The following is a 13,583-nucleotide window of genomic DNA, read 5'->3' as shown; positions in this document are numbered from 1 at the left end:
AATATGAATTTACATAGTTATAAATTGAGCCATTTTCTAGCCATAAATAGTCTATTCTGCATTTTATTGTTACTATTTCGTGTATATGTTACCGGAAGTTTATTTTACAGTTTTTTGATTTGGAATTTGTTCTTAGCGGCAATTCCATATTGGATTTCTTTAGCACTGTCTAAAACTATTTGGTTGAAAAAACAAACACTTATTTTGCTTGCTATTTTAGGAGTTTGGTTATTATTTTTACCAAATGCACCATACCTCATCACCGATTTAATGCATTTACGGCATGCAAAATCTTCACTTTCTTGGCTTGATCCTTTTATGTTATTTGCTTTTGCTTGGAACGGATTGATTTTAGGATTGTTATCCATGCATCACGTTTTTCAAATCTTAACCTATAAATGGAATAGCGTTGTTGCAAAACGCTTATTGTTTATCGTGGTATTCTTATGCGGTTTTGGAATTTACCTAGGAAGATTTCAACGTTGGAATTCATGGGAATTATTTAGTGACCCTATTATTTTATTGAAAGATTGTTTAGATAGTATTTCCAATCCAATATACAGAACGCGTACATTAGGTATTACCGTAGGTTTTGGAGTTTTCTTATGGATCTTATTTTTAACAACAACATCATTTTTCTCTATAAAAAAAGCACCTCAATAATGAGATGCTTTTTTTAGACTCAAGTTTTTGATATTCAACTAACAACCTGTATCTACTATTAGTTCTACAGCACCTGTTGCAAAACAACCTGTACTAAGATCTTCTATTCTATAAAATATGGTTTGCGGATTTACAGTATTTGTAAAAGTAGTAGGCAATTGATTTACATTGTTTTCTGCATCAATTTGCGACTCATAATACGTTACTTCTAAACCTGCTATTCCTAACGCTATTTGATCATTCAACTGAGATAAGTCAAAACTTCCCATTCCATCTCCATTTCCATCACAAACTGTTAAACTAAGACCAGTAACAGTTGCTGGCATTGGATATACTTGGCATACTAATGTTGATATTTGTATATCTCCAGTTGGAGCTACAATACGTACAAACAATATAAAACTATCTGATGAAGTTGAAATGTATGGAGATGTTAAGGCATTTGTTCCTGCATCTGCATCTGCTTGTGTTTCATGATAGCTTACTGTGGTTGTTCCTGGTATTCCGCCTTCCATGAAATATTGATCCATTGCATTAAGATCGAATACACCTACTCCATCTTCACTAGCACATACTCCTAAATCTCCAGTTGTTGGGTATGATGCTCCATCATTGTCTACAATGGTTACGATACTAATTAATGCTGTATTTGAAGTATTATTACTAGTTACATTTACTTGTAGTTTAAATGACTCCGTTGATTCTGGAGCAGCATCATCTACAATTGGAATTTGGACTACTAGAGAAGTATTTCCACTTGGTATGGTAACCGTAGTATTAACACTTGTATAATCCATAGGCGCAACTGCTGTATCTGCTGTTGTAAAAACTAATAATTCTACATCTTCGTTTATAGCTGAGCTTAAAAAGATTTCAACAGAAGCCGTTCCATTATCTTCACTAACTGTTGTACTTTCTGCAGAGACTATAACAGTAGATACTGGATCGTTTGGATCATTTGGATCACTTATTCCTGTTGGTACTTGATTATTACCTGGTATATCTATTCCTGTCGTTTCTTCACAATCTGTTAGTCCATCACCATCAGTATCCTGATAATCATAGTATAAATATATCATTGCTATAGATGATTGACCAGTAACTGTACTTGTTCCTTTTATAAAAATTATTGACGGATCAGTAAGTACACTAGTTAACGGCACTTCATATGTAGCTGTTGTTATTGGGTCTGTTTCTGAAGTAGCATCTGATTCATTTTCATAGAATGCATATGTCATGTTAGCTGTGCCAGGCCCATTATAATTAGCTGTAACAATATCTTCTAAATTATAAACTAAAGGATCACAACCTGTTCCAGCAATTTCAGTACCATATACAATAACATCTTGCGGATCTAAATAATTTGGTATTCCATCTTCATCAGTATCATCATTTGTAGGATCGTCATCACCGTCATAATCTTCATCTGCGGTATTTATACCATCGCCATCATCATCTTCATCTAAATAGTTTGGTGTTCCATCTTGATCAGTATCGTCATTCGTAAGATCATTATCACCGTTTATATCTTCAAAAGCATCAAAAATACCATCACCATCTGTATCAACAAATCCTGTACACGAACTTAATGTTCCTAAGTCAATTGTAGTGTCTCCATCTAAAGTTCCTGTAATTACTTCTGTCACTTGATTATTTGCTATATCTATTCCTTTTATAGAATAATCTATTGTTCCACAGTATACAACTGCATATTCAAATGTACCATCTGTTACTGGAATTACAGTTGTGGAACCTCCAATGAAAAGTTGCATATAACCATCTGTTACATTCTCACCATCACAAGTCACAAATGTTCCTGTTAACATGGTTGTATTTTGATTTGTATCACTAACAGTTACCGTTATTGTTGTATCATTTGTAAAAGGACCTATTGTTGTTGTAAATGATTCTCCATTGCATGAAGTTCCAGGAATTGTAAGTGTAAGCTCTTCTCCTGCTGGAGCTAATCCACATTCAACTCCGCTTGCATTTGTATTTCCATAAGTACCTGTTGAGTTTAGTAGTGAAGAATATAAATCTACAGATGTATAAGGCATTGGATTTCCACTTTCATCCTGTAATTCTATACATAAATATACTGATTCATATGGGTAATCATAGTTCCAAAATGAGAAGTGACTTACATCTCCAACATATTTGTTTCCTTGTAATGTTGCTTCACCTTCTTCTATCCAATATCCTTCAGTTTCATCAAAATGCCATAATGGAATTGTAGCTGGCGGATTTGAAGTATTTACTGCTAGCGGCATAGAAATTTGCGATGTACTTCCTTCTGCTAATTGTAATTCTTCTCCTGAAGCACTTTTCAGTTCCACTGCTAGCATTCCGTAGGTTTCTAAAGCAACGGCATCTCCACTAGCGTTTTGAGCAAATAACATTCCTGGCATCATTGCCTCCATGTTAGCATCATCTGGGCTTAAGTGTTTTAAGATTACTTTTACTTCTCCGCTGTAAGTAGTTCCATTAGATTTTGTGAAATTCCCTTCAAAGGTAACTTCAGTTCCGTTTGATAAGTTTACAGTTGCTTCAGATCCAGTATTTATAGTAGCGATTACATCTTCTTTCAAAAGCATTATTTCTACACGATTTACTTCAGTTGCAGAAGGCGCTAAAGATCTAGATCCTATAATGTATCCATCTTTTTCTGCAGTGATGTATGCAAATTTTTCATATGCCGAAGCATTATCTACAGAGAATATTCCGAAAAGATCGGTAGCTGTTGTTGTGTTTCCTACACGAACAGTTGCGCCTTGTATTGGTTCGTTTTGTTCGTTTACGACACGACCTAAAAAGCGTGCTGTAATTGTTGTTCCGAAGTTTTCTTCGAAATTGATATTTACTTCTGGATTTTCATTTTCTGGAGTTGTTGTACTATCATCATTCTCGCAAGAGAAAAAACTCAACATACTTACACAGAATAGTATTGAAACTAATTTTTTCATGAGTTATCGGTTTGGTTGTCTTTGTAATTAGAACAACCAAACTATTGAAACTCCTACAAATATTTTTTATTTTGTTTTATTTTCCATCTACATAATCTTGTAAATATGCATAACGTTCAGTAAGCTTCCCATCAGAAGTTGTCATTCTAGCTCTTGCTAATACGCCATCTTTATCATCGTTGTAAAAAGCTGGAATTACATGTTGCAAAAACATCTCTCCAAATCCTTCACTAGCATCTTTTGGTAACTCGCATGGAAGATTATCAACTGCCATTACTGTAATAGCATTTTTTGCATCAAAAGCGACTTCTTTTTCTGTTTTAGGATCATATCCATAGAAAGGATCTGCAATTGTAGATGGACGAATAGTACTCGCTACAGGTCCGTCAATATCACAAGAAATATCAGCTACCAAATTAATTTTAAAATCTGCATGTTTGGCATCTTCTCTTGTGAATAAATACGGAGCGCCATCACCATAAAAATGTCCAGCAATAAAGAAATCTGTCACTTTTGCATACGGCATAAAATTACTTTCATAACCACTTGGATCTTTGTAGAATTCGTATTTATCACCTGCTTTGCCATCAGTACGCTTGTTGTATTCCATGACATCAATCATACAATACACAGGCTCTGTAAAGTCAGCAGTTAAATATACAGTGTCTGTCACTTCTTTGATTCCTAAATGATCTAGAATTTCTTTTGCTCCATAGGCAACTTTTCCAGTTCCTGAGAGCACTATTTTTATATTTGGAATGGTAATTTTGTCTAATTCTTTCTTGACAGCATCTAAATCTGCAAGGTCTTCTACTTTTGGCAATTCAAATAATCCATCACGTAATCCTAATGCTCGAAAACCATTGTATGTTCCTACTAAACCTGCATAACGCCCGAAACCAATCAAACGTCCGCCATTTGCTTTCGTAATGACTTCATGATCGTACATTTCAATGTTTTTTGCCAACATTGCTTGTAATAGTTTACGATTATAAGGTTGTTTTTTTATGGTGTGTGAAAAGTAAAAGTATTTTTTATTTGGGATTAAATAATCAATTGGCACTTCTTTTACACCAATCATTACATCACAATCTGAAACATTATCAGTTACTTCAAATCCTTTTTCAGCGTAAGCGTTGTCTGAAAACACGCGAATATCAGAAGATTCTATTTTAAAAATTGCTTCTGGAAATTGCGCTTTTGCTTCAGCTAATTTTTCTGGAGAGAATACCACACGTCTGTCTGGCGGATTTTTACGTTCTTTTATGATTGCGAATTTCATAGACTTTTTTTGGTTAACATCAGTGTTTATGACTGACACAGTTAAATTTGGTATATTTTTTGCTTTAAAAATAGTAGTATTTGGAACAAAAAACACAAAACTATTAAAATTTGTGCTATTTTTGCTGTCCTTTTACAAATTAAGAGTAAAAGTTCTCAAACATATTGGGGTCGACTGGTTTTGACAGCGAGTCGAATTGGAGTGTAAGCACGTCGAGCGCTGAGAAACAGCTCGTAAATCTCATATTTCACACTTTTTAAATGGCGAAAATAACTACGCTTTAGCTGCCTAATCTGAATTATAGTAGGATAAGCCCAGTTTCCGTTAGACGGAAAAGCTGAATGTCTCGTGATAGCCCTTGTTGCCGGCGATCATAATTGGGACACCATAAAAGACAACATCGAAACTGCGTAACTTCGCCGTAGTTTTTACAACTAAGAAGATAAGCTTATAGTAGGTGGTTTTTGGTCAGCTATTAGTCGAAAATTAAACAAGAACTAAGCGTGTAGAAAGCATTTTAATTGCTTGTTTGGACGAGAGTTCGATTCTCTCCGACTCCACTTTAAGAGAATTATCATAGAAATTATGGTAATTCTCTTTTTTGTTTCCACTCAAATCACTTGATATACTTACGATTGCAACGAAAATTGAATTGATTCGAAAAGTTCGAAATTGATGATTTTTGAAATCACACCCAATTCCTTCATATCTTTGTTTATAAAACTTATTGTTTAAATAGCAAATAAACAATACTCCATGCAAGTAATAGAAAACGATATAATTTTAAGATAGTGTTTTCCCTATTTATATAGGTGCTTTTAACTCTTCTTTTCACTTATTTATTTCATAAACTTTGTGTTAAAATATAAAGTATCTAAAAACAGAAAATATTTTTTTGTAAGTTAGTAATGGTAATAAGTAAGAAATAGCTCTTTTAAATTTGTAAAAATTAACTTCTATACTAACCATATAGATTTTTTACAAAAAGAATTATTTCACATCAATAATCGAGGGAATTACATGAAAAAAGTACTATTAGCATTGATGTTTATCATCATTAGCAATGAGTTTGTTTATTGTCAATACACTATTGAAGGTGTTGTGACAGATGCTAAAAACAATCCACTTCCTGATGTGTTTATAAGTGTGCTTAAAGACAATGAAATTGTAAAAAACCTCATTACTGATAGTATTGGGTATTATAAAATTGAAAACTTAAAAAGAGGAAACTATAATCTTAATTATCATCATATTGGTTATACAGATTCGATTATAACCATTGACCTGCAAAAAAATACAATACAAAGCTTTAGTTTTAATAAAAGTACAGAACTTTCAACAGTAGTAATTACTGCCGAGAAAAATATCATTGAGCGAAAAACAGATCGATTGCGCTTTAATGTTGCAAATTCAGACTTGATTATTGGAAATAGTACTTGGGAAACCTTAAACAAAACGCCTTTTGTTTCAACGAATGAAAATGGAAGCATTGAAATTGCAGGAACAAGTGGTGTAATTGTGTATATAAACAATCGGAAAAAGCGACTTTCAGGAGAAGTACTGATGAATTATCTTAAAAGTTTACCTGCTGACAATTTAGAAGCAATTGAAGTCATTACGACACCTTCAAGTCGGTTTGAAGCGGAAGGTGGCGCAGGAATCATCAATATTGTTACTAAAAAAAATAAAGAAGAAGGCTTAGAAGGAAATACAAGTGTAAGTACAAGACAAACCAGACTTTTTTCTGAAGCTGGAAGTATCTATCTCAATTATAGAAAAACAAAGTGGAATTTATACGGAACCGCTTATTTGAGTAATAGAGAACGCTTGACAAATTATGAGAAAGATATATTTTATGACGAATCATCTAATATAGAAACACGCTTCATAGATAGAGAAAATACATCAAAAACGCTCTTTTCAGGAGTAAATTTAGGTGTTGATTACGAAATCAATTCAAACCATATTGTCGGAATGTTATTGGAATATTCAGGTTCTGATGAAAACCAACATAGAGATGCCATAAGTTTTGATTCGTATGCACTTAGCGATTCACTTACTTTCACAAAAAACAAAGATGAAGAAGCTGATCAAAATTATTCTCTCAACTTAAACTATCAAGGAAAATTAAGCGAAAAAGGCACGTTACTTACCGTTGATGTTGATTTTATAGAATTTTCATCTGACAATACAGGAATTAGTAAAACCGATGTTGTAACACTAGAAAATAATGATGTTTTATATATACGCGATTGGTTCCGAAATGCTACAGTACAAGATATAAATAATACATCTTTTAAACTAGATTTAGAGCTACCAATAAATGATAATATCTCAATTGAAACTGGTGTAAAATTATCATTTTCTAAAGTTGATAATGATTTAGATTTTGACAATAGAGATACTACTGGAATGATTTGGATTGACAATTCAATGCAAAGTAATTTCTTTGAATATGATGAAAATATAAATGCTATTTATGCGGTAATCAATCATACCTTAAGTGATAAATGGTCATATCAACTTGGAACACGTTTGGAAAACACAATAGCGAAAGGAAAACTAGAAGGCGAACGAGTTGTAGATAAAAACTATACCAATTTCTTTCCAACAGCATTCTTAAAATATGCACCAAACAATAAACATAGTTTTGTGTTTTCTGTGTCAAGCAGAATTACACGTCCAAGTTTTTGGGATGTAAATCCATTTAGAGTATACACAACTGACAGAGCTTTTTTTGAAGGAAATCCTTTTTTGAATCCTTCTCGATATTATCGCCAAGAATTAAATTACACAAAAAATAAAGGTAAAGTTCAGATAATAGCACAAATTGCTGCAAGTCAACTTTTTGATGAGTTTTATGCATTACCTTTCAATTCAGATGAAGGCATCATTATTAATAGAAAAACAAATTATGGAAATAAATATTCATATTCAGGAAGTATCACACTTGCAACCCGAATATTATCTTGGTGGCGATTAAATACCACTACACTTTTTGGTCATGTGCAAACTACAGGAAGTTATGCAGATGATACAATAACGATTGATAGTAATACGTTATTATTAAGCTTAACTGCGAATCAAACTTTTACTTTATCTAAAGTAAGAGGAATCTCCTTAACTATATTCGCAAAAAACACTTTCCCCTTTACGTTAGTCAATACCGAAATCGGAAATCGACTAGAAACTGAAATTGCATTACGAAAGAATATTGGAAACTTTAGTTTGTCCCTATCTGGAAGAGATCTATTTAGGAGCAACAAAGACCGATATGATATCAGCGTTGGCGACATTCGTATTAATGACACCAACTATCATGATACTAGAAGTGTTGCCTTTGCAATACGCTATGCTTTCGGCAAATCAACAGTAAAAAATCAACGGTATAGAGACCCAGGGAATAGTGATATTCAACGACGTCTCTAAGAGTTGAAACGAACATATAACGATTTTAAAAATTTCATTTAACCACAAATGAAGGGCAATTGCCATGTCCTTACTAATGGCATTTTTATTAACCATTTAAATATTTTAACGATGAAGAAAAAATCAAAAATCACTTCGAGTTTAAAAGAAAAGGAAATTGTTAACAAAGTGTTGAACGACTCTAATGGAGAGCAGTTAGACCTTTACAAGGCCATCTTTGGAGGAAAGTTAAGTGCTTCTTGTCCAGTAGTAGCAGTAAGTGCAAAAAGTGCACGAGCTTCTGCTTATGACAGAGACACTTTCTTACAGGCTGCACCAGCACCTCATACTCCAATTGCAACGAATGCGTCAGAAGCATCTGCTGAGTAATGAAAATGTATCTAGATAATTTCTAGCAATAGAGATTATCTAGATTTTTAACAATCTGATTAAAAATTTTAATGATGTATAGAGTCACTTCTTTTGTTTTAAAAATTGCTAGTAGATGTAATCTCAACTGTTCGTATTGTTATATGTACAATATGGGCGATCAAACATATTTGAAACAACCCAAATTTATGGCATTAGAGACCATAGAAATTTTTGCGCAAAAACTAAAAGAATATTGTGAAAGCATGAAACTTGAGTTTGCACAGATTGTATTTCATGGAGGTGAACCGCTTTTAGCGAAGCCAGATTATTATGAAAAATGTGTTGCAATTTTTAAAAACACGGCTCCAGAATTAGAATTTACATTTACCATACAGACCAATGGTGTAACGCTAGATCAAAACTGGTATTCCTTATTCAAAAAGTTAAATATTTCAATCGGAATTAGTATTGATGGTCCTGAGAAATATCATGATGAGTATCGCATATTCCACAATGGAAAAGGCTCATATACACAAGTAGCAGAAGCTATTAAACTAGGAAACAAAAACCAACTAGCTGGCGTATTGTTAGTGGTAAATATTAGCATTCCTGTAGAAGAATTATATACAGAAATGAAAAATTTAGGTGTAGCCCGATTAAATTTATTATTACCCGACGGGCATCATGATAAACCGCCTTTTGGAATTGATGAAACGCAATGGAAAAATAAAAATTATGCTCCGTTTGCAGATTGGTTTATAAGCTTATACAAACTATGGAAAAAAGATAAAGAACGCCCAGGAATATACTTTTTCGAAACCTTAGTCAAAATGATTATGGGCGAAGAAGGAATTGGAAATCAATTAGTTGGAAGGCGCACAAATGGTGTTATTGTACTAGAATCTGACGGAAGTATTGAAGTGGTTGATTCATTAAGAGCTTGCTTTGAAGGTATTACCCGAAATGAAATCAATATTCATAACAATACTCTTGAAGATTTATTTGAAAACGATACGTTTCAACTCTATTACAAAGCGCATGATAAAGTTGCTGAACAATGCCTTAACTGTCCTGTATATGACATTTGTGGCGGTGGCTTTTTAGGACATCGCTATTCGGAAGAAAATGGATTTGACAATCCAACAATGTATTGTCAGGATATGGTTCGATTGATCGCTTACATACAAAATGATATTTTAGAATCATTACCTGATGAAGCGGTGGCTGAATTAAATATTGAAAGAATAACCTATGAAGAAATTATCAATGGTTTTGAAAAAGAAAATGAATTGAAGATTGATCCTGAAGTACAGAAAGAATTAGCTTCATTTAAAAAAGAATTACAGATATGAAACTACAGAAAGGAATGCGCGTTTTTGGAAGTATCAAAGATATTTCTGATCAAATCCTAATCAACACAGGCGTACAGAATGTTCATGAATATAACGGGCTAACGTATTTTAAAGATGCCTATGTACCATTACAAACTTGGAGGTCGCTAACAGATGTTGAATCAAGATTGTTAGTAGCAAAAAGAGCTAAGTTTTCCGATCATAGTAAAAGTGTGTATGTAGGTGAAATTCCAGCAAAACTCAAAGATGCATTTCAACCTTTAGATTTAAAAAGTTGTACAATTCCGAATGAAGTGTTGCCAAAATTTCACGACAATAAAAAGATCGTAAAAAAGATCAACAAAGAATTACATGCATTTCTAAAAGACTTATCATCCACAGGAAGTTTCAAATTTCATCGTGTCACTAGAGCAATCGCCAATAAAGAAACGATTTCATACCATTTAATGGGCGAAACTCAAACACATATAGGTTTACACATTGATCAAAGTAGACGTTTCAAAATTCATACAGCATACAAATCTGGAAACAGAATTTCTATCAACTTAAGTGAAGAAACACGGACACTGATATTTACCAATTTAACGCTGATTCAAATTTATAATCTATTAAGTCAAAAAATTGATCTTAGTAAAACGGATCTCAATCCTGATAATATTGCAGAACTCTTCTACATACATTATCCAGATTATCCGGTTGTAAAAGTTGCCATAAAACCATATCAATATTATGTAGCGCCCACAGATAATTTTTTTCACGACGCTTCTACTGTAGGAAATAAAGAAATAGATGTAACTATTGTATACACAGGTTTATTTGATCAACTTCCTTAATTCGTCAACTATGAATATTATACAAAACGGCATACGGTTACACAGTACAATTGAGAATTTTTTTGAAGAAATTCAAATCAATTCTGGAACAACTCATCATTCAAATCAAGAAAAAAGTAAAGTCAATTATTTAGATTGGTCTTTTGTGCCACAATATGAAGATGACGCCTATGTTGTACATCGTGATTGGCGAAAATTATCAGCTACAGAAATCAAATCATTAAGAGCAACTTCAAACAGAAATTATTACAATACCATATATGTCGGCGATATTTCAGATGAATTAAAAGAAATCTTCGACGCCTTAAAATTTAAAGAATGCCTACAACCAAAAGATGTTCATGAATGCATGAAACGTGATCATGACATGACATTAAAATTAAGCAATACCATGCAAACATACTTGAATGATTTTGCAAATGAAAAACCATTTCACTTTCACTTTATTGGCGCAAATCTTCCTAATATAGATATGGTTGCGGCCGATAATACAATGCTTCCTCCTGATCATCAAGAAGAAGATAAAAAATGTATGGGAATTCATAATGACGGTGCCGAACCAACATCTGTACACGCAACATACAAATCGGGCAATCGTTTTACGATAAATTTAGGGAATGAAACACGCTATTTTTTATATGTAAATCTATCGCTAACGCAAGCTTTTAATATGCTCAAAGAGAAATTAGGCATATCTGTTGAACATGTTGATTTATACAATATATCTAAACTATTTTTCAAACATTTTCCAGACTATCCAGTAATTAGAATTCCACAAAAACCATATCAATACTACATTGCACCAACAGATCATTGTTTTCATGATGGTTCAACGTATGGAATGACAACATTGGATGTGTTAATGATTTATTTTGGAAAATTTCAATATTAACATTCATAATTAAACACAAATTATAGATGAAAATTAAAAGACACATAATGGTTCACAATTCGCTTCCAGATGGAGCAAATGCGTTGACTATAAACTCAGGAACTGTTTTTCATACACATCATCAACCGCCAGTTGTAAAATACTTGGATGAAGAATTTGTTCCAGAATATGTAGCGCATGCGTATGTGAATAAAAGAGATTGGCGAAAGTTAACGGCTGAAGAATTGACTTGCTTAACGCCAGATGAAACTCGAAATGATCATAATACCATATACTTAGGTGAAATTCCAAACGAATTGAAAGCTTGTTTTAAAGAATTGGAATTAGATGAAAGTGCAGACAGAAAAGAAGTATACGTACGTTTTCAATCAAATCCTGAATTGACGCAAAAAGCAACACAATTATTACATGAATTTTTAGTACCGTATGCAAACGATAAAAAGTTTAACTTTCATTGTATTGGCATCAATTTTCCAAATATTGAATTGGTTGCTTGTAACACTACAATGTTGCCAGAAGGATATAAACAAGCAGACAAAAAATGTTTAGGAATTCATAATGATGGAACACAATTGATGACAATTGAAACCGCACATGAATTTGGAAATAGAATTAGCATCAATTTAGGGAAAGATTCAAGGTATTTTTTGTTTGTTAATTTGCCTTTAAAAGTTGCTCGCAAAATGCTTGAAGAAAAACTGAGCACAGACGAATTTATACAAGTAAATATCTCAAACATTCCTGAGTATTTTTTTAAACATTTTCCTGATTATCCAGTAATTCGCGTTGAGCAAAAACCCTATCAATATTATATTGCCGCTACGGACAACTGTTTCCATGATGGATCAACTTTAGGAGGAAAACACTTGGATGTGTGTATTGTATATTTTGGAAACTTTCAATATTAAAAATTAGGATTATGACAGCAATAGCAACAACAGTAATGATGAAAAAAGGAATTGGTATTCATAACAGATTGCCAAACGGATTTGATGCTATTCAAATCAATTCGGGAGTTGTACATCATAAAGAACATACAGGCTCGCAAGTAAATTACGAACATTTTTCGTTTATGCCTTTATATATTGATGAAGCGTACATTCCAAAACGAGATTGGCGACCGTTGGACAAATTGGAAAAACGTATTGTCACGCCAACTGAAAGTTTGAAAGATCATAACAATATCTATTTGGGAACATTACCTGAAAAAGCAAAGCAATTGATTCGAGAAATTGATTTTAGTTCGTGTAAAAGCAGAGAAGATGTAATGCAACGCTTTGGCGAACACAAAGAGTTAACAATGGCGTTAAATACTGAATTACACAATTTTTTACAAACCATTGCAAATGATAAATCCTTTCATTTACATTGCATTACAGCAAATTTACCTAATGTAGAAATGGTTGCTTGCGACATTACACGATTGCACTCAAACTTTACAATTCCTGAGAAAAAATATATGGGCATGCACAACGATGGAACTCAATTTATGACTTTGCATACAACATACAAACACGGAAACCGAATTTGCATCAATCTTGGAGAAGAAACACGTTACTTTTTATATATAAATCTCTCAATGATTCAGGTATACAATATGCTAAAAGAAGTTACAGATATCAGTAAAGTTGATGTGTATAATGTAGCTGAAACCTTCTTTAAACATTTCCCAGAGTATCCAGTCATTAGAATGGCACAAGAACCTGGACACTATTATATTGCTCCAACTGATAATTGTTTTCATGATGGTTCTACGCTTGGAAATACAAAATTAGATATCAATATGGTCTATTTTGGGAATTTTACACATTAAAAATT

10 protein-coding genes and 1 other RNA gene are annotated in these 13,583 nt (G+C 32.9%); 9 read left to right on the top strand and 2 right to left on the bottom strand.

The window, feature by feature from the left end:
- Positions 1 to 3 precede the first annotated feature (3 nt).
- Positions 4 to 663 carry a DUF1361 domain-containing protein gene (locus Q0828_RS15140; protein WP_298422766.1) on the top strand — a complete coding sequence of 220 codons (660 nt, stop codon included), beginning with the start codon at positions 4 to 6 and terminating at the stop codon, positions 661 to 663.
- 38 nt (positions 664 to 701) lie between these two features.
- On the opposite strand, the gene Q0828_RS15135 is transcribed toward Q0828_RS15140, so the two are convergent.
- Both Q0828_RS15135 and Q0828_RS15130 read right to left on the bottom strand, forming a co-directional pair.
- Complete coding sequence (locus Q0828_RS15135) at positions 702 to 3,626, bottom strand: Calx-beta domain-containing protein (RefSeq protein ID WP_298422764.1); 2,925 nt, start codon at positions 3,624 to 3,626, stop codon at positions 702 to 704.
- Positions 3,627 to 3,702: 76 nt separating this feature from the next.
- Positions 3,703 to 4,908 carry an NAD(P)-dependent oxidoreductase gene (locus tag Q0828_RS15130; protein ID WP_298422761.1) on the bottom strand — a complete coding sequence of 402 codons (1,206 nt, stop codon included), beginning with the start codon at positions 4,906 to 4,908 and terminating at the stop codon, positions 3,703 to 3,705.
- A 166-nt stretch (positions 4,909 to 5,074) separates the two neighbouring features.
- Between Q0828_RS15130 and ssrA the strand changes: the two genes are divergently transcribed.
- From ssrA to Q0828_RS15090, 8 genes are all read left to right on the top strand, one after another.
- Positions 5,075 to 5,471: a transfer-messenger RNA gene (gene ssrA, locus Q0828_RS15125) on the top strand.
- A gap of 457 nt (positions 5,472 to 5,928) precedes the next feature.
- Complete coding sequence (locus tag Q0828_RS15120) at positions 5,929 to 8,337, top strand: TonB-dependent receptor (protein ID WP_298422758.1); 2,409 nt, start codon at positions 5,929 to 5,931, stop codon at positions 8,335 to 8,337.
- A gap of 171 nt (positions 8,338 to 8,508) precedes the next feature.
- Positions 8,509 to 8,706 (top strand): hypothetical protein, encoded by a 198-nt coding sequence (locus tag Q0828_RS15115; RefSeq protein WP_298422755.1) that lies wholly within the window; start codon positions 8,509 to 8,511, stop codon positions 8,704 to 8,706.
- A gap of 71 nt (positions 8,707 to 8,777) precedes the next feature.
- The gene (locus tag Q0828_RS15110; RefSeq protein WP_366523598.1) at positions 8,778 to 10,040 is read left to right on the top strand and encodes a radical SAM protein; all 1,263 of its coding nucleotides are present in this window, start codon (positions 8,778 to 8,780) and stop codon (positions 10,038 to 10,040) included.
- Positions 10,037 to 10,873, top strand: coding sequence for a hypothetical protein (locus tag Q0828_RS15105; protein WP_298422751.1), 837 nt, complete (start codon positions 10,037 to 10,039; stop codon positions 10,871 to 10,873). The genes Q0828_RS15110 and Q0828_RS15105 overlap by 4 nt, the downstream gene beginning before the upstream one ends.
- Positions 10,874 to 10,883: 10 nt before the next feature.
- Entirely contained in the window at positions 10,884 to 11,765 is an 882-nt protein-coding gene (locus Q0828_RS15100) for a hypothetical protein (protein WP_298422748.1), read from the top strand.
- A 26-nt stretch (positions 11,766 to 11,791) separates the two neighbouring features.
- Complete coding sequence (locus tag Q0828_RS15095; RefSeq protein ID WP_298422744.1) at positions 11,792 to 12,673, top strand: hypothetical protein; 882 nt, start codon at positions 11,792 to 11,794, stop codon at positions 12,671 to 12,673.
- Positions 12,674 to 12,684: 11 nt separating this feature from the next.
- Complete coding sequence (locus Q0828_RS15090) at positions 12,685 to 13,578, top strand: hypothetical protein (protein ID WP_298422741.1); 894 nt, start codon at positions 12,685 to 12,687, stop codon at positions 13,576 to 13,578.
- Positions 13,579 to 13,583 lie beyond the last annotated feature (5 nt).

It is taken from the genome of uncultured Kordia sp., from assembly GCF_947496985.1.
GTDB lineage: Bacteria > Bacteroidota > Bacteroidia > Flavobacteriales > Flavobacteriaceae > Kordia.
Note: the sequence above shows the minus strand (reverse complement) of the source record. Positions and strands in the feature narration are given on the sequence as shown.

What these genes read in the sequence shown, in the direction of transcription:
- Q0828_RS15140 (WP_298422766.1), top strand. Translation starts at nt 4, where the DNA reads ATGAATTTACATAGTTATAAATTGAGCCATTTTCTAGCCATAAATAGT.
- Q0828_RS15105 (WP_298422751.1), top strand. Translation starts at nt 10,037, where the DNA reads ATGAAACTACAGAAAGGAATGCGCGTTTTTGGAAGTATCAAAGATATT.
- Q0828_RS15095 (WP_298422744.1), top strand. Translation starts at nt 11,792, where the DNA reads ATGAAAATTAAAAGACACATAATGGTTCACAATTCGCTTCCAGATGGA.
- Q0828_RS15120 (WP_298422758.1), top strand. Translation starts at nt 5,929, where the DNA reads ATGAAAAAAGTACTATTAGCATTGATGTTTATCATCATTAGCAATGAG.
- Q0828_RS15130 (WP_298422761.1), bottom strand. Translation starts at nt 4,908, where the DNA reads ATGAAATTCGCAATCATAAAAGAACGTAAAAATCCGCCAGACAGACGT.
- Q0828_RS15110 (WP_366523598.1), top strand. Translation starts at nt 8,778, where the DNA reads ATGATGTATAGAGTCACTTCTTTTGTTTTAAAAATTGCTAGTAGATGT.
- Q0828_RS15090 (WP_298422741.1), top strand. Translation starts at nt 12,685, where the DNA reads ATGACAGCAATAGCAACAACAGTAATGATGAAAAAAGGAATTGGTATT.
- Q0828_RS15135 (WP_298422764.1), bottom strand. Translation starts at nt 3,626, where the DNA reads ATGAAAAAATTAGTTTCAATACTATTCTGTGTAAGTATGTTGAGTTTT.
- Q0828_RS15100 (WP_298422748.1), top strand. Translation starts at nt 10,884, where the DNA reads ATGAATATTATACAAAACGGCATACGGTTACACAGTACAATTGAGAAT.